The organism is Pseudodesulfovibrio piezophilus C1TLV30, from assembly GCF_000341895.1.
Classification (GTDB): Bacteria; Desulfobacterota; Desulfovibrionia; order Desulfovibrionales; family Desulfovibrionaceae; genus Pseudodesulfovibrio; species Pseudodesulfovibrio piezophilus.
In genome coordinates this window covers 1,190,262-1,205,922 of the sequence record NC_020409.1, presented here as the reverse complement: position 1 = coordinate 1,205,922, position 15,661 = coordinate 1,190,262, and the positions used below count along the sequence as shown (strand labels likewise).

General features: G+C 51.0%; 14 protein-coding genes. 7 read left to right on the top strand and 7 right to left on the bottom strand.

Going from position 1 to position 15,661, the window contains the following annotated elements:
- Window positions 1-235: 235 nt before the first annotated feature.
- The 5 genes from BN4_RS05775 to BN4_RS05755 are packed head-to-tail and all read right to left on the bottom strand — an operon-like array spanning window position 236 to window position 5,341.
- On the bottom strand, window positions 236-895 hold the full coding sequence (locus BN4_RS05775; RefSeq protein ID WP_051053231.1) for an ABC transporter ATP-binding protein: 660 nt from the start codon (window positions 893-895) through the stop codon (window positions 236-238).
- A complete protein-coding gene (locus tag BN4_RS05770; protein ID WP_015414432.1) occupies window positions 888-1,835 on the bottom strand; it encodes an ATP-binding cassette domain-containing protein in 948 nt (315 codons plus the stop codon). Before BN4_RS05770 ends, BN4_RS05775 begins: the two co-directional genes overlap by 8 nt.
- A gap of 7 nt (window positions 1,836-1,842) precedes the next feature.
- Entirely contained in the window at window positions 1,843-2,673 is an 831-nt protein-coding gene (locus tag BN4_RS05765; RefSeq protein ID WP_015414431.1) for an ABC transporter permease, read from the bottom strand.
- On the bottom strand, window positions 2,673-3,758 hold the full coding sequence (locus tag BN4_RS05760; protein ID WP_231856581.1) for an ABC transporter permease: 1,086 nt from the start codon (window positions 3,756-3,758) through the stop codon (window positions 2,673-2,675). The genes BN4_RS05765 and BN4_RS05760 overlap by 1 nt, the downstream gene beginning before the upstream one ends.
- Window positions 3,743-5,341, bottom strand: a complete 1,599-nt coding sequence (locus BN4_RS05755; protein WP_015414429.1) for an ABC transporter substrate-binding protein — start codon at window positions 5,339-5,341, stop codon at window positions 3,743-3,745. The genes BN4_RS05760 and BN4_RS05755 overlap by 16 nt, the downstream gene beginning before the upstream one ends.
- 892 nt (window positions 5,342-6,233) lie before the next feature.
- Between BN4_RS05755 and BN4_RS17655 the strand changes: the two genes are divergently transcribed.
- Complete coding sequence (locus BN4_RS17655) at window positions 6,234-6,380, top strand: hypothetical protein (RefSeq protein WP_157871274.1); 147 nt, start codon at window positions 6,234-6,236, stop codon at window positions 6,378-6,380.
- A 944-nt stretch (window positions 6,381-7,324) separates the two neighbouring features.
- On the opposite strand, the gene BN4_RS17650 is transcribed toward BN4_RS17655, so the two are convergent.
- A protein-coding gene (locus tag BN4_RS17650) for an IS3 family transposase (RefSeq protein ID WP_407635864.1) occupies window positions 7,325-8,490 on the bottom strand; the annotation gives its coding sequence in 2 pieces (ribosomal slippage) (window positions 7,325-8,212 and window positions 8,215-8,490; 1,164 coding nt in all).
- Between the two features lie 839 nt (window positions 8,491-9,329).
- Between BN4_RS17650 and BN4_RS05735 the strand changes: the two genes are divergently transcribed.
- From BN4_RS05735 to BN4_RS05715, 5 genes are all read left to right on the top strand, one after another.
- Window positions 9,330-10,388 carry an alpha/beta hydrolase gene (locus tag BN4_RS05735; RefSeq protein WP_015414423.1) on the top strand — a complete coding sequence of 353 codons (1,059 nt, stop codon included), beginning with the start codon at window positions 9,330-9,332 and terminating at the stop codon, window positions 10,386-10,388.
- A gap of 266 nt (window positions 10,389-10,654) precedes the next feature.
- The gene (locus tag BN4_RS05730) at window positions 10,655-11,059 is read left to right on the top strand and encodes a carboxymuconolactone decarboxylase family protein (RefSeq protein WP_015414422.1); all 405 of its coding nucleotides are present in this window, start codon (window positions 10,655-10,657) and stop codon (window positions 11,057-11,059) included.
- Between the two features lie 20 nt (window positions 11,060-11,079).
- A complete protein-coding gene (locus BN4_RS05725) occupies window positions 11,080-11,571 on the top strand; it encodes a (R)-mandelonitrile lyase (RefSeq protein ID WP_015414421.1) in 492 nt (163 codons plus the stop codon).
- Between the two features lie 11 nt (window positions 11,572-11,582).
- A complete protein-coding gene (locus BN4_RS05720) occupies window positions 11,583-12,767 on the top strand; it encodes an aldo/keto reductase (protein ID WP_015414420.1) in 1,185 nt (394 codons plus the stop codon).
- A gap of 33 nt (window positions 12,768-12,800) precedes the next feature.
- Window positions 12,801-13,493, top strand: coding sequence for a flavodoxin (locus tag BN4_RS05715; protein ID WP_015414419.1), 693 nt, complete (start codon window positions 12,801-12,803; stop codon window positions 13,491-13,493).
- A gap of 90 nt (window positions 13,494-13,583) precedes the next feature.
- Here the strand turns inward: BN4_RS05715 and BN4_RS05710 are convergent, their stop codons facing one another.
- Entirely contained in the window at window positions 13,584-14,522 is a 939-nt protein-coding gene (locus BN4_RS05710) for an AraC family transcriptional regulator (RefSeq protein ID WP_015414418.1), read from the bottom strand.
- Window positions 14,523-14,780: 258 nt separating this feature from the next.
- Between BN4_RS05710 and BN4_RS05705 the strand changes: the two genes are divergently transcribed.
- Entirely contained in the window at window positions 14,781-15,632 is an 852-nt protein-coding gene (locus BN4_RS05705) for an aldo/keto reductase (protein WP_015414417.1), read from the top strand.
- Window positions 15,633-15,661: the final 29 nt, after the last annotated feature.

Here is a 15,661-nt window from a genome sequence, read left to right as displayed (position 1 = left end):
TAACGAATAGTGGCTTGGATAGGCGGTTTTGGTTCTTGTGAACTGTTTATCTGAAAGTGTTCTTGAGCAGCTTTATGCGCTTTAAGCCTTTGTATATCATAGACAAAGGACCGAGTCGTTCTATCGTTTTCAAGACAGATGATGGCCATAGGTCCCTCAGTTCCTGGTCGTGTGCGATGTTGTGTTTCTGACATAAGGCAAGAAATGTTTTTTTGTATACATTCTGTTGGTCGGATTAATTTTCTTGCCGGTTGAAAGTTGGGAGATCGGATTTGATACATGACTCTTGGCATGCCATTTCGAAATACGAAAGAGAACGTTCACAGATTCGCTTGAGGAGTGATGTATCATGGCTGATGACCAATAAACCGAGATTTCTCGCTTCCGCGATATTCAGCACGGCCTTCCAGATGGATGCTTGGGTCAGTGCGTCAAGCATGGAGGTCATTTCATCGCAGAGAAGGTATTTTGTTCTTGAGTCCAGCGCCCGTACCAGACAAATTCGTTGTAGTTCACCGCCGGAAAGTTCATGGGGGTATCGATCAAGCCATGATTGGTCGACTTGCAGAGTGTGCATTATCTCGTCAGAAGGTGTACCGGTTTCTTTTAGGATATCACGTATCTTCCAGCGTGGGTTGACCGCCAATTCAGGGTGCTGGAAAAGTCTTTGTACAGGGTTAAATCTTTTGTCATTTTTAGGGTGGTCATCAATGGTGACAATGCCTTCTTGTGGTACAAGGTAACCGGCGAGAACCTTTGAAAGGGTTGATTTTCCTCGGCCGCTGGGACCGGGGAGGCCTACTCGCTCCCCCGGAGCAATACATATATCCAGGGCTTGAAAAATCCATTCTTGCCGCTTGCCATATCGAAATGACAGATTCTTGCCCTCAAGCACGCCAACACCGTACCTTTCCCGAGTTGAGCGGAGTGAGCCTGGGAAGGTTGCATCGACAGTTGTCATCTGCGCGGTCGCAAAAGGCGTTGAACGTGCATCCTTTGTGAGATAAATGTGCGCCGTGGTCGAGAGCAACCTGGGTAAATTGGTTTTGGGGAAGCGCCATCCAGAGTGTCTGGGAATATGGATGACGCAGGCCACTTGAGCCAGTGTTCATATCCTGGACGGAGTTACTGAAGTCGCAGACATGTGCCTCTTCCACCGTCACTCCGCCACAAAATATCGATACCTTGTCAGCGACTTCCAGCGCTAATTCTATATCATGTGTGATGAGAACCACGGCCTTTCCTGTGTCCGCCAGTTCTCTTAGGTGACGCAAGGTCTCCCGTGCGGTCTGCATGTCCAACCCGTTGGTTGGTTCATCCGCCAGCAGAAGGTCTGCGGTTCCGATGGTCGCTGTCGCTGTGAGTACTCGTCGTGTCATACCGCCGGAAAGTTGGAACGGAAACCAACGGGAGACCTTGGGTGGCAATCCGTATCGATGAAGAGCTTTTCGCGATGTTTCACGGGCTTTTTGAAGGGAAAGTCCATTGAGTCGACCCGCACGGGCGATCTGCGTGCCAACCTTCAAAAGTGGGTTCAGAAAGGAAACAGATTGGGGAATGAGAGCTATTTCCCGGCCCCGAAGCTGACGAATTCGTTTTGGAGTCAATTCTGCACCCTTGAAATGGATTTCGCCGGAAAGATTCGAGTTTCTGGGGAGTATCCCCAGGACGGCATGTGCCAATAGGCTCTTGCCTGCTCCTGATTGCCCGACGATGGCGACGATCTCTCCAGCGTGAGCAGAGAGATCCAGACTCCGAATAACGGGAACGGTTCGTCGTTTTAGTCCCTTTGAGTAGCTGCTGAATTTTACTGACATGTTGGAGATTTCAAGCATGGTTACCTCATTCCCTGCATGTTCGGGGGTCAAGTATAGTGCGAACATTCATACCGAGTATATCGAAAGCCTTGACCGTGATCACCAAAGCTATGCCAGGCGCTACAGCAAGCCACCAGAGGCCCATGGAGAGAGAGCGCATGGATTCGGCCAGAAGCACCCCGACCGCCGGAGTGTGCGGCGACATGCCAAACCCAAGAAAAGTCAGTGCGGCCGCATGCAGGATCGCATGCGGGAACAAAAGCAGTAGGCCAACGGTGAACTGGGGTATGACATGGGGCAGCATGTGATGACGGGCTATGAAAAGCGTTCCTTTGCCCAATTGTTGTGAAAGTTGCACATATTCAGCGGTTTGCAGTTGCATTACCTCTGCTCGGATAATGCGCGTCAGGGCGGGCCAGTGCGATACTGCCACAGCGATAATTACTCCTTTGATCCCTCCGCCCAAGGCAAAGGAAATGAGAATGAGCAGCACGAGATGCGGAGTGGCGATGGTCACATCCACCAGCCATGTGACAACGGTGTCGACGGTTTTTCCCATGGTGGCGGCAGCGAGTCCCAGAAGCAAGGCGATGATCGAAGAGCAGCCGGCGGCAGAGAGGCCGACGAAAAGGCTGATTCGAAGTCCTTTTAGGGTTCTGGCAAGCATGTCACGGCCCAGCCAGTCCGTACCGAAGGGATGGTCGAAGGACGGTGGTAATTTGCGGAGCATAAGGTGTGTCAGTTCTCCTTGTTCGCCGTAGAGCCACGCACCGATAAATATCGCGCTGAAAAGCAGCAGGCAGCCGGTTATGGTCAGCAGCGTTGTAGATCTTCTGTCGAGATGTGGAATGGGCATCAGTGAGACCTCCTCATGTGACTTTTGCCGTGGCTTTGGCGCATGCGAGGATCGATCAGCAGATAAAGAAGGTCGGCAGTTGTATTGCCTATGTAGACGAAGATTGTGCTGAACAGTACAATACCAAGCAGCAATGGGATATCTCCCCGGAATCCAGCCTCAACGGTCGCCTTGCCCAGACCTGGGTATGCAAAGACCTGTTCTGCCAGCACGGCACCACCGAAGAGTTCTCCCAGTGAAGCGAACTGGAGTGTAATGGCAGGGAGGGCCACATTACGAAGAGCGCTTCGGAAGGCGACACCCAGACGAGACTCTCCCTGAGCCATGGCAAAAACAGCATAATCGCTGTTTAATGCGTCAACGGTTTTTTCTCTGGTATGCAGGGTTATTTGCGCAACACCGACGAGTGAGAGGGTGAGGGCGGGCAGGACGAGGTGATGCAGTCGTTGCAGAAGACTCACTTGTCCCGGCTCCATGCCTATGGGCCCCGCGCAACAGACAGGGGTCCAGCCCAACTGGATTGAAAAGACCGTGAGCATGACCATGCCGACCCAGAATGTTGGCGTGGATGCCATGGTGTATGCATAGGTGCTGATACTGCGGTCCACGATGGTAGATTTGCATGCCCCGGCAAAAACTCCCATGGCAAAGCCCAGAATTCCGGATAAAGTCCATGCCAACACCATCAACCAGAATGAAGTTGCGAAGCGTTTCCCGATAACCGAAAGAACCGGTTCGTTATAGATGGTGGAGATGCCGAAGTCGCCTGAGAGCAAATTCCCCGCCCACTTGCCGAATCTTTCGACAGGTGGCTTGTCCAATCCCCAGCGATGGGCGATGACCTCTCGTTGCTCTGGAGATACCTTGAGGATGGCTGGTCCCAAATAGGCATCGATCGGATCAACAGGGGAAAGGCTTACCAACACGAACGAAATAGTCGCGACCGAGACCATCAGCAGTATGAGTCGGGTGGTTTTGCGTCCAAGGAATTTTATCATGGTCAGCAGGAGTGAATACGATGAAGGTGGCCGAGGGCTGGATGAGCTCTCGGTCCCATCATAGGTGGAATCTATTTGCAAATCCACTTCCACTCCTGAATGTTGGCGGTGATGGGCCAGCCATGTCCATGCGGCTCCATCTGGGAAGTGCCGACATCAAGGCAATTGTTCAGGAAGTAGGTATGATCGAGGTTGACCATCCAGGCCCAGGCTGCATCGCCGGATGTGGTGAACCCTGTTTTTCCATCCCACTGGGCTTTTTTCCAGAAGGGAAGTGAGGCTTCAATGGATTTGGCAGCCTTGGCTTTGTCAAGGTATTCATCAACAACGGGGTTGGAATAAAAGCCTGCATTCCAGTACAGAGGCTCGGAACCGGGGGTGTGGTAGAGCTTATACATTTCCAGGGGGCTGTGGTCTCCAAAACCATATACAACGACGTTGGTATGTGTAAGCTGTGTCTTGATGCGATCCCAGTTTTCTCCACGTGGAATGGCGTTGATGCCGACAGGTTTCAGCATGTCGGAAACTGCTAGAGCCAGTCCCTGCCTTAGAGAGTCTTTTGCATTGTATACAATGGAGAATTCGGCCTTTAAACCGTTCTTCTCGCGTACGCCGTCTCCATCAGTATCGACCCAACCTGCTTCCTTGAGGATTGTTTTGGCCTTCTGGAGGGCATTGTCCTTGAATCGGATTGCCGGATTATCCCAGGGAAGATCGTCCACCACGCCAAAAGCCGGGCGCCCATACCCATCAAGTACTCCGGCAACAAGAGCCTTGCGATCGATGGCGTAGTTAATTGCCTTTCGGAGAGCGATATCCGCAGTGACGGTGTTGCCAATAGGCACGCCATGAGGTGTTGTCTTCCCTTCGCTCGGAACGGTTGGAAACATGAGCCCTCGATTATCAACGCTTTTAACCACATGCAATTTCATCCCTGGGATGTCCTGCCTGGCGAGATTGGATGGAACGCCGAGTACGTCAACCTCTCCAGCTCGGGCTGCGGCCAGTGCGGCATCTTCATCTGAGAAAAGGAAGACCAGTCTTTTGATCTGAGGTTGAGCGCCATAATACAATTCATTGGCTTCCACGACCATTTGCTGGCCTTCATCCCAGCGTATGAGTTTGTATGGCCCCGAACCTATCGGATGCCGGCCGTAATTCGGGCCATAGAGATTTTCTGGGACAATACCTTGTGTAATAAGGTGTTGGATAAATGTGATATCCGGTTTCTTGAGCGTCAACTTGACTGTGGTCGCGTTTGGAGCTTCTGCTTTTTCAAGAGGAGTCAGGTCGATTTTTCCCCCGGCCTTCAGCCCCTTGTTAAAAGTAAAGGCCACATCCTTAGCGGTCAGGGAGGAGCCATCCGAAAAGAGAGCGTCACTTCTGATGGTCACAGTCCACACGGTACGATCTTTGGAGAGTGTCCAGTTTGTGGCCAGGTCTGGAATGATGTTCAGATTTGCGTCACGTTTCAGCAGTGTACTCTGGAACAAGGGGTTGCCGTATGTTCCCCAGCCAAGCAAGGGGTCGTAGCCTTCTTCGTTTTCGCCTCCCACGGCGAGTACAAGCGTCTCTTTTGCTGCAAAGGCAGGAACAGCCCCTGTCACGAGTACCAATGTAGCGATGATAGCCGAATACACAATGGATGAATACATTTTCTTAGTTGGCATGGCTTCTCCGAGTATTATTTTTCGATTGATTCTCATAGTGTGCTACTAAAGTCAAATAAATGCTACTTAAAGGGTGTGTGTTGTGAATCTGTAGCATTGATGAATTGGCTCAAAGTATGGCTTCGGTCATGGGACGTGTGCTCAGGTGGGTATCAAGAGAGGGGGCTTTTCTATTTCAGAATATTTAACATGCTTGATTTGTTGATATTCTAGTAGGCTGATTCCATAAAACAATATTGAGTAGAAAAATTAGACAATTGTGGCCTCGGTCATCAAAGCTGATGGATCGGTAACCGCCTAAGCTGGTGGCTTGTTCGGGACAAATCAAATACCAGACTGGCTTCATACGGGTTGGATATTGGCTTAGTTTGGCGAAACCCGAAAGACACCGCAAAGAGAATACCGAAATTTTGCGTACGCTAGGATCGGGGCGGAGCCGCCTTGAAGTAACTTGCGTGGCAATTCTTTCTTGGTGACCATGCATTTGTCGTGAAACTTCTGCCTCATTTGAGAGGCAAAAAAGTTTTTAAAGAGCCTTCTACAGCGAGTCGCTTTCTTCACCGCTCACTGCTTGAGACTTTTTTCCGAGGACTCCCAATGAATAAGATAACCCACAACAGTCTCATTGCTAAGTCCCATTTCGAATTTGGTTAGAAGTGATCGGAGAGTGCAAATCGTGCTGGGCTTCACGACATAGCCGTGGTTAATATTACCCGAAAAGGCTAAAATAAAAAAACTGTTTAAGAATGTTTTAAACCAGAATGAATATTGTATATACTATGTCGATGGCGCGTTAGATGAACATTTATGGCGTCCGGGAAGTGCATATTCAGCTGCCACTGGTTGTCCACGAGTGAAAAACGCTGTAGGGCAACAGCTCGTTGAGAGTATAATGAATAATCCTGATACTATGGTTAAAAACAGTCAGACAAATCGTTATGGTGAAAGAGTGGGTTTGATTGTTCCTGGTGGTAGGGCTACGTTTCGGGGCGGATGGACGTTTCGTCGGAATACTGAAGGCAAAGAAGATAGAGAATAATGGGGTGATTTGCACGAGGAACATGGATCAAAATTCTTAAAGGACCGGGTTCTGACGTCTTTTGGCATCTAGAGAATTGTGTTGGGCTGAGAATAAAGATCTCTGGTGAATCCGGACTGAAAGATATAGCCCAAAATATGTGGTTTGGGCGGTGTATTGATTTTCTCGAAAGACACGGTATGCCCTTTGATTTCCTTCCTGAAAACTTACGCCCTGCAGTTTTAGACACAGCGCCTCCTTCCTATTCTTTTAAAGTAAACAAGCGCGAGGTCTTTCAGGAGAAACAAGTGAAATGATTTCAATCCTTAGTCCTTACTATATTCTTTTTGGTGTCATGGATAAGTGGAGCCAATGCTCTTGCAAGCGAGCTACCCGAAGTCAAGACCATTACACAGACTATTAAACTTTACCAAGGCGTCCTCAGTTATCCTCCACCCATGAGGATGAGCCGAGTCAAGGACCTTGGCAATTCAAAATTCTTTCGAGACCAACAGCGCAATCTCTTCACCCTAGAGCAAATCCCCAAAGCGCAGGAATTCGAAAATTGGACCCAACTTTACGGGGCCTATGGCTTTTATCTCCCAGAATACGACATGAAGCGATTCGTCGACGAATCACTCAATGCTTTGGCACTCGGTTGCAAAGAGCAGACAAAGTCTAAAGTTGTCTCTGCACAGAATGTGCAAAATCATTATGACTTACTTTTGCAAAGATCTCGTCGATCCTTTCGTCAAGGATGGCTACAACACAGAGAGCGGTTTCCTCTACATGAGCCAGGTCGAGCAATCATTTGCCAAAGTCTATATGGCTTGGGGGGCAAAAAAAGAAGTCATGAAAACTGACAAATGGCCCATGAATAAAGAAACTGTGACTGAAGCACTCCAGAAGTGGGTTCACTTTATCGGACCACTGAGCGGCGAATTTAAGGTGGACAGTTTTACGTGTTACGCCGCCTTGTGGGTCCATCCCAGAGGGGGTACCCCCTCTGGGATGGGACCGCTTTGATATATCTCCATCGGCTTGCGTCCGTCAAAGGTCTTATGAGGACGCCGATTATTGTAGAAGTTAAACCACCAGGCCAAGGCACTCCGCAGCTCACTTCCTGTCTCCAGTTCCCGCAAGTAGACACATTCGTATTTCAAAGACTTCCAGAGTCGTTCGATCATGACGTTATCCATCCAGCGTCCTCGGCCATCCATTGAAATGCGGATGCCAGCATCCCGCAGAGTCTTTGTGAATTCATAGCTGGTGAACTGGCTCCCCTGGTCTGTGTTGAATATCTCAGGTTCTCCATAACGGTTGATCGCATCCTCCAAAGCTACGACACAAAAGTCGGCCTCCATCGTATTCGACAAACGCCACGACAATACTGCCCGGCTATGCCAATCCATGATTGCCACGAGATACAAGAAGCCTCGTTTCATCGGAATGTAAGTAATGTCGGTACACCAAACTTGATTTGGCTTTGTGATCTTCATGTTCCGCAACAAATACGGATATATTTTGTGCTGTGGATGAGGATCACTCGTCCTCGGTTTTTGGTAAATCGCCATCAAGCCCATCTTGCGCATAAGTCGTCTCACACGACCACGGCCAACCAGATGCCCTTCATCCCGCAGAATGTTGCGCATCTGGCGTGAGCCGAAAAATGGTAGCTCCATGAACAACTCGTCGATGCGTTTCATCAACTCCAAGTTATACGATGATTCGCCAATCGGCTGATAATAGTATGTTGAGCGTTGCAGTTTGAGGATTCTGCATTGTCGCCGGACGCTGAGTTGTGGATGCTCTTTGTCGACGACTTCACGCCTTCGCTCGCAGCTCAGATTTTGGCGAAGGCTTGTTGCAAAAAATCCTTCTCGATCAGAAGTTGGCCGATCTTAGCGTGCAGATCCTTGATATGTGCATCGTCCATTTGCTGGCTCTTCTCTGCCTTGCCAGAAAATGACGCGACAATACCTTCTTTGGCTTGTCGTTTCCACGTGGATATCTGGTTGGTGTGAACTCCATACTTGCTGGCCAGCTCGGAAAGTGTGTGCTCGCCAGACAAAGCGTCGAGGGCTACACGGGCTTTGAATTCAGCAGTAAATCTTCTTCTCTTCTTGGACATCGAAAAGCCTCCTTCGGCTATCATATGTCCACCTTATACTGTGGTCCAGTTTCTTAGACCCACTTCTCTCCAAAGATTTGGCCGTATCAAGTATTTGAGCGCGCAAGAGTAAGTCTGTATCAAATTCAGGAATATAGCGCCCGGCAAACCTGTTTCTTGTGATGAGTCAATTGAATATAAGATATCGATTTAAAAGGATATACACCCCGGCCACCCAGGGCATCCCCTTGCACTCAAATGTATACCAGCGTGTATATCAAGGCACAAAAAAAGCACTTACGACATGTCGTAAGTGCTTGATTTCGTTGGAGCCAGAAATCGGAGTTGAACCGACGACCTACTGATTACGAAGAAAATGTCTGGAAAATAAGTGTTGAAATAATTGAACTTATTTTGCAAATTTTTGTATACCGGGGTAGAAAGGCGTATCCTGGTATACACTCAGTATACCAAGGAAAAATACATGATTTTTGGACGTTTACTTTTGATTTTCTGATTTGTTATACTTGAAGGTTTATCCAGAATTTGTGTGTTTCCAGGCGGTTGGAAGGACGACTTACTGATTGTTTATCAGTTGGTGCAAGTTTTGGGTGAATCCAGTCTATTTGATTATGGCCGTCTCTGGAAGCGTTGAGCTGTTAAGTCGCAACCTGTCATCGAATTAGGCAAAAATTTCATAGAATCAATCTACCGCCATTTTCTTTTGCTGCTATTTTTATTTCTCGAAGGACAACGTCCCAATCGTGGGGGTGTTCTTGCGTAATTAGGTCGTGACCATTGGCGTTCATTATAAACATGAACAGATACAGTGGGAAAATAGTAGGATAAGGAGATCGGCAATGAATCGAGTGAAAGTTATGTCACTGTTTTTCGCAGTGAGTGTTTTTTTGACAACAGGGGTAGCTATGGCCGCGGATTACAGAAACAATCCGTTCACATTGGTTTATGAAGGGGCGATTACCGAGAACGTAAATGGCAAGGTGAATATTCACCCCGTTACTTACAAGCTGAACGGCATCGACATCTCGGCGAACGTCTACACCCCGGCCAATTATGACTCGAATAAGAAGTACCCGGCAATCGTCGTCGCCCATCCCAACGGTGGTGTGAAGGAACAGGTCGCCGGTTTGTATGCACAGCACCTGGCTGAACAGGGCTACATCACCATCGCAGCCGATGCGGCGTATCAAGGCGCAAGCGGCGGCACTCCGCGCAATGTGGATAAGCCCGCTAATCGAATTGAAGACATCCATGGCATGGCCGATTTTATAAGCCAGTATCCCGGTGTCGACGGCAAGCGCATCGGTCTGCTCGGTGTTTGCGGTGGCGGCGGCTATGCTCTGAAGGCGGCACAGACTGACAAGCGTTTCATTGCCGTCGCGACCCTGAGCATGTTCAACTCCGGTCGGGTTCGTCGTAACGGCTTCATGGATTCGCAGCTCGACACTATCCAGCAGCGGCTTCAGCAGGCATCCGATGCTCGCGCGCAGGAAGCGGCTGGCGGCAAGATCGTCTATGCTGCTGAAGCAAGGCCAACTGAGGAGCAAATCGCAAAGCTGCCTTTTGAGCTCTACCGCGAAGGTTTTGCCTACTATTACGGAACTCACGCCCATCCGAATTCCACCTTCCGGTACACGATGAGCAGTCTGCTGGCTCTCATGAACTTCGATGCCGCAACCAATATGGATTTGATCAACCAGCCCCTGCTCATGATGGCCGGGAGCAAGGCAGATACCCTGTACATGACGAAAGAGGCCTACAAGGAAGCCACTACTGCGAAGGACAAGGAGCTGTTCCTGATCGAAGGAGCCACCCACATCCAGACATATTGGAAGCCGGAATACGTCAAGCAGGCCATGACCAAGTTGGTCCAGTTCTTCGGAAATAATCTGAAGTAGCCTGATGGCTTACGTCTGACTCTTCAAGGCGGCCATTGCGGCCGCCTTTTTTTGTTTCCATCGGTCAATCCGTCTCATCCGCCATCCTCCTCAGATTTTCCCTTTTCGTATGATCGTGCAAGAAATCCGTAGAAACAATCTATTCACGGCTTCCGTCGCTTCATATGAATAATAAAAAGGATAACCGGCGGTTTTCGCCGGGACATTCGATGAATGAAATGGCCCTTTTCATCGGGCCGTCAACCGAGAAATTTCAGGAGAACACAATGAAAGCGAAAGGAATGATTGCTGTTGTCTTCATGTTAGTCGTCTGTCTTATGGGAACCGCTGCCCAGGCTCAGGAAGAAGCTCCTGCCAAGAAGCAGACGCGCGCCCAGGAACTGTTCGGCGATATCGCTCCCAAAATGGCCCAGCTTACTGATGATGTGCTGTACGGCGATGTCTGGGCGCGGCCTGAATTGTCCAAGCGGGATCGGAGTCTGGTGACCGTCAGCGCCTTGGTGGCCATGAACCGGCCTGACCAACTTCGTTCGCATATCCGGCTCGCCTTGCGCAACGGCGTTACCAAAGAGGAGATCGTCGAGACCATCATCCATTTGGCATTCTATGCCGGTTGGCCCAATTCGGTGACCGCCATTAAGGTCGCCAAAGAAGTCTTCAACGAAAAATAAGCCCCGGCAAAGGAGCTTTTATGAGATTGTCCGTACTTGTTTTCCTTGTGTTGATGCTGTTCGCCACCAGTGTGTCGGCCCAATCTGATCAGGCGATCGTGGTTACCAGGCTTGGTTCCGCGCCAGCTGTTAAAGCCAGCAATGACTATTTCACCGGCACCGCATACGTCGATTCCAGGTTCAAAGCTGATGCTCCCGCCCGCATGGCGGGAGGTACAGTTGTCTTCGAGCCCGGAGCCCGCACCAATTGGCATACTCATCCGCTTGGTCAGACGTTGTTCGTGACCGAGGGCGTTGGCTGGGTGCAACATTGGGGAGGTTCTATTCAGGAAATCCGTGTCGGTGACATCGTACGCATTCCTCCGGGAGTGAAACATTGGCATGGGGCGTGTCCGACCTTCGGTATGACGCATATCGCCATAACGGAGTTATTGGATGGGAAATCCGTTGAATGGATGGAAAAGGTGAGCGACCAGCAATACAGCCAGGGTAATACCCCGGCGGAAAAGTAGGAGCTGAAAGTATGCATAGCAAACAGTTTGATCATGCTCAGGAAGGCCCTGCCACGTTGAACCGGCGTAGATTCATTCTCGCCGGAGCGGGAGTGGCCGCAGCCGCGTTGCTGCCGCATGTCGCCTCCGCAGCCCAGACTCAGGACAAAAGTAGGGCCGACAGTGCTGCTCATTCTCCTTCAAGTCTGGAGAAGCGCAAGCTCGGAAAGCTCGAAGTGTCGACCGTCGGCCTTGGCGTCCAGAACATGAGCCGCAAGTACGAGACCACCGTGCCGTACCGGCCTGAAATGATCGACGTCATCCGTACCGCTTTCGATAATGGCGTCACCTTTTTCGATGCGGCTGAAGCGTATGGCCCCTTTGAAGTGGAGCGCATTCTCGGCGAAGGCGTGGCTCCCTTCCGAGACAAGATCGTGATCGCGACCAAGTTCGGCTGGAATATCGACCAGGAAACAGGAAAGCGCCTTCCTGGGCTCAATAGTCGGCCTGAACATATCGAGCGGGTGGTCGAGGCGATGCTGAAACGCCTTCGGACCGATCGTATCGACCTCCTGTATCAACATCGGGTCGACCCTGAAGTCCCGATCGAAGACGTCGCAGGGGCGGTAAAGAAACTGATGGACAAGGGCAAGGTGCTGCACTGGGGACTCTCGGAGATGGGGCTCAAAACCTTGCGGCGCGCTCATGCGGAACTGCCTGTCACTGCCGTCCAGAGCGAATACTCCATGCTCTGGCGCGGACCGGAGAAGGAAGTGCTCCCGACGTGTGAGGAGCTGGGGATCGGTTTTGTGCCGTGGAGCCCCCTCGGCGTGCAGTTCCTGACGGGTTGGATCGGTGCGAACACCGTGTTCGCTCCCGGTGACTTCCGAAGCACGGAGACCCGGTTCTCGCCGGAGAATCTGCCGCATAATCTCGCGCTCGTGGAATTGATCAAGGAATGGGCCGAACGCAAGTCTGCTGCGCCCGGGCAAATCGCACTGGCTTGGCTCATGGCGCAGCAACCTTGGATCGTTCCCATTCCCGGCACGACGAATAAGGCGCACATGCTCCAGAACACTGGGGCAGCAGCCGTTAGCTTCTCTCCCGCCGAATTGGCCGAACTGAATGCGTCGGTTGCTTCGATCAAGATCGTGGGCAAGCGCCTCCCCGACAGAGTCCAGGCCTTCTCGGATGTAGAAGCTCCCCCGAAGAAATAAGGATTTCCTCACGGAACAAGAATAGGAACACAAATGAATCGAAAAGATTATATGATCCCTGCAAAATATTCCCGCAGGCAGATGCTGAAATTGGCTGGTGCCGCCACCATGCTGGGAGCTCTTGGCCCCATAGCCTTAGCTGCTCCATCGCGTGCGGCTGCGTCGCAAGGAGGAAGAATACTTGTTGTCTATTTTTCCATGCCTGAAACGGACAACCCCAAGAATATGACCCGTGACGAAGACAACAGTACAGTCGTCATCAACGGGAAAGTGCTGGGGAACACGCAATACGTCGCCCAGCTGATCCAGGAAAAGACCGAGGCCGACATCTTCCGCATTGAGCCGCTGAAGCCATACCCGACCGACCACCGGACATTGGTACAACTGGCTAAAGAAGAGAAGAAAAGAAAGGAGAGGCCCGCTTTAGCCGGTCAGATTGAGAACATAGATGCGTATGAAACGGTATTCATCGGATACCCCAATTGGTGGGCCGACTTGCCGATGGCTCTGTACACCTTCCTTGAAACCTATGATCTCTCCGGCAAAACCGTCATCCCATTCAACACGCACGGTGGGAGCGGTTTTTCGAACACCATCAGTACGATCGCCGAATTACAGCCCAATGCACGAGTCGAGAGAAACGGTTTCACCGTTTCCAGAAACGTCGTGGCTCGGGCGGAACCGGATGTCGAGGAATGGCTGGTTGAGATCGGTTACAAAAGCTAGGTGAACAGCCAGTATCGGAACAAACACAAAAAGGGGCGTCACATCTGACGCCCCTTTCTTATATCGACAATCGGAGTGGCGGAGGGAGGCCTACGCCGATCCTGACAAAACTTCCGTTTGCCCCATCTCGTGCAGGGCTTTGATGTCCCGAAGAGGGGGAGCACCAAACTGGCGCTTGTATTCACGGCTGAACTGGGATGGGCTGTCATATCCGACCTGCAATGCGGCTGTGGTAGCGTCCTGTTGTTCCACCAACATGAGGCGGCGGGCTTCGTGAAGCCGGAGCCATTTCTGGTATTGCAGTGGACTCATGGCCGTCGTCGCGCGGAAATGTTGATGGAAGGTGGATATGCTCATGCCAGTTTCTTTTGCCAATCCATCGACCTTGAGTTGCTTGACATAATTTACTCGCAACCAATCGATGGCTTTGGCGATTTGATGTCCCTGGGTTCCCTTGGTGGCGATGTGCCTGATGCGCTGTCCTTGTTCTTCCATGAGCAGGCGGTACAGGATTTCCTTCTGAACCAGCGGCGCGAGAATCGGTATGTCTTCCGGGGAGTCCAGCAGGTCGAGCAAGTGGCTGAAGTTGTTGAGTAGTTGTGCGGACACTTCGCTGACGGCCATGCCTGTTCCCGTATTGGGAGAGCGTGAGACAGGGAGTTTGCTGTCCACCATGAGTTGCGACACCACGTTCAGGTCGAGCTTAAAGACCAAGCCGAGCAATGGCTCTTCCTCACTGGCCATAATGATGCTCGCAACAACGGGCAACCCCACAGAGGTTATCAAGTATTGGTTGGCGTCATAGACATATTCTTCCTCCCCGAGCCTGACTCGTTTCGCCCCCTGGACGACAAGGCAGATGCTGGGTTCATACATGGCGCTAATAGGTTCAGTGGGTGCCTCGTATCTGAACAGCAGCAATCCCGGAATATCTGATTCCAGCCGATTCTGTTTTTCGGTCAAGCGGACAATTTGCTGTGCCAAGGCCGAACGTGCGGTACTGATGTCATTTCTTGAGTTTTTGCTCATTGAAAGCCTCCTTTCCACTTACAGATAACAGTTTCAATTCTTTTTGGGCAATAGCTCCGGAGCTCGTCCCGGATAATTGTGCAAAAAATTGATAGAATCAGTCTATTCGTCTCCAACTCGCGGCAGTAGAAATAAAACATGAGTTGGTCGGCGCGAAAATCCTGACAAGATCGCCTCTGTTCTTTGACGAGCGGTTTGACTCTCGGAGAATGCAGTGAAAAGCTTTAACGGTGGGGATGCCCACGTGAGGATATGAATATGCAAACAGTCACTTTGAACAATGGCTTGGAGATGCCCATATTGGGATTCGGCGTGTTTCAGATAACCGACCCCGAAGAATGCGAACGGGCCGTGTCACAGGCTCTGGAAACGGGCTACCGCCTGATCGATACTGCCGCTTCCTATTTGAATGAAACTGCCGTGGGAAAGGGCATTATCGGGAGCGGAGTGGCGCGGGAAGACATCTTCCTTACCACTAAGCTGTGGCTGGAGGATGCCGGGTATGAAAAGACCCTGAAGGCGTTCGACAAGTCGCTTGCCAAGTTGCAAACGGACTATCTCGATCTGTATCTGATCCACCAGCCGTACGGCGATGTGTATGGCGCTTGGCGGGCGATGGAAAAGCTGTATCGTGATGGTCGGGTCAAGGCCATCGGCGTGTGCAATTTCCACCCTGACCGACTCATGGACCTCATGATCCACAATGAAATCGCTCCCGCCATCAACCAGATCGAAACCCACCCATTCTGCCAGCAGATCGAGACCCAGAAGTTTCTTCAGGAGAATAACGTCCAGGTTCAGTCCTGGGGTCCGTTCGCCGAAGGCAGAAACGGCCTCTTTTCCAATGAGGTCCTGCAAGCCATCGGCGACAAGTACGGCAAGAGCGTGGCCCAGGTAGTGCTTCGCTGGCTGATCCAGTGCGGCGTCGTGGTCATTCCCAAGTCCGTCCGTCAGGAAAGGATGAAGGAGAACTTCGATGTTTTCGGGTTCAAGCTTGCTGACGCGGACATGGCCCGTATCGCTGAATTGGATATGGGCGTGAGCAGCTTCTTCGACCACCGCGATCCGGCGATCGTTAAGTGGCTCGGTAAAAGGAAGCTGGAACTCTAATTTACGATACTCAGGCGGAAGCCTGAAAG

What these genes read in the sequence shown, in the direction of transcription:
- BN4_RS17655 (WP_157871274.1), top strand. Translation starts at nt 6,234, where the DNA reads ATGAATAATCCTGATACTATGGTTAAAAACAGTCAGACAAATCGTTAT.
- BN4_RS05730 (WP_015414422.1), top strand. Translation starts at nt 10,655, where the DNA reads ATGAAAGCGAAAGGAATGATTGCTGTTGTCTTCATGTTAGTCGTCTGT.
- BN4_RS05725 (WP_015414421.1), top strand. Translation starts at nt 11,080, where the DNA reads ATGAGATTGTCCGTACTTGTTTTCCTTGTGTTGATGCTGTTCGCCACC.
- BN4_RS05705 (WP_015414417.1), top strand. Translation starts at nt 14,781, where the DNA reads ATGCAAACAGTCACTTTGAACAATGGCTTGGAGATGCCCATATTGGGA.
- BN4_RS05720 (WP_015414420.1), top strand. Translation starts at nt 11,583, where the DNA reads ATGCATAGCAAACAGTTTGATCATGCTCAGGAAGGCCCTGCCACGTTG.
- BN4_RS05755 (WP_015414429.1), bottom strand. Translation starts at nt 5,341, where the DNA reads ATGCCAACTAAGAAAATGTATTCATCCATTGTGTATTCGGCTATCATC.
- BN4_RS05765 (WP_015414431.1), bottom strand. Translation starts at nt 2,673, where the DNA reads ATGCCCATTCCACATCTCGACAGAAGATCTACAACGCTGCTGACCATA.
- BN4_RS05715 (WP_015414419.1), top strand. Translation starts at nt 12,801, where the DNA reads ATGAATCGAAAAGATTATATGATCCCTGCAAAATATTCCCGCAGGCAG.
- BN4_RS05770 (WP_015414432.1), bottom strand. Translation starts at nt 1,835, where the DNA reads ATGCTTGAAATCTCCAACATGTCAGTAAAATTCAGCAGCTACTCAAAG.
- BN4_RS05735 (WP_015414423.1), top strand. Translation starts at nt 9,330, where the DNA reads ATGAATCGAGTGAAAGTTATGTCACTGTTTTTCGCAGTGAGTGTTTTT.
- BN4_RS05710 (WP_015414418.1), bottom strand. Translation starts at nt 14,522, where the DNA reads ATGAGCAAAAACTCAAGAAATGACATCAGTACCGCACGTTCGGCCTTG.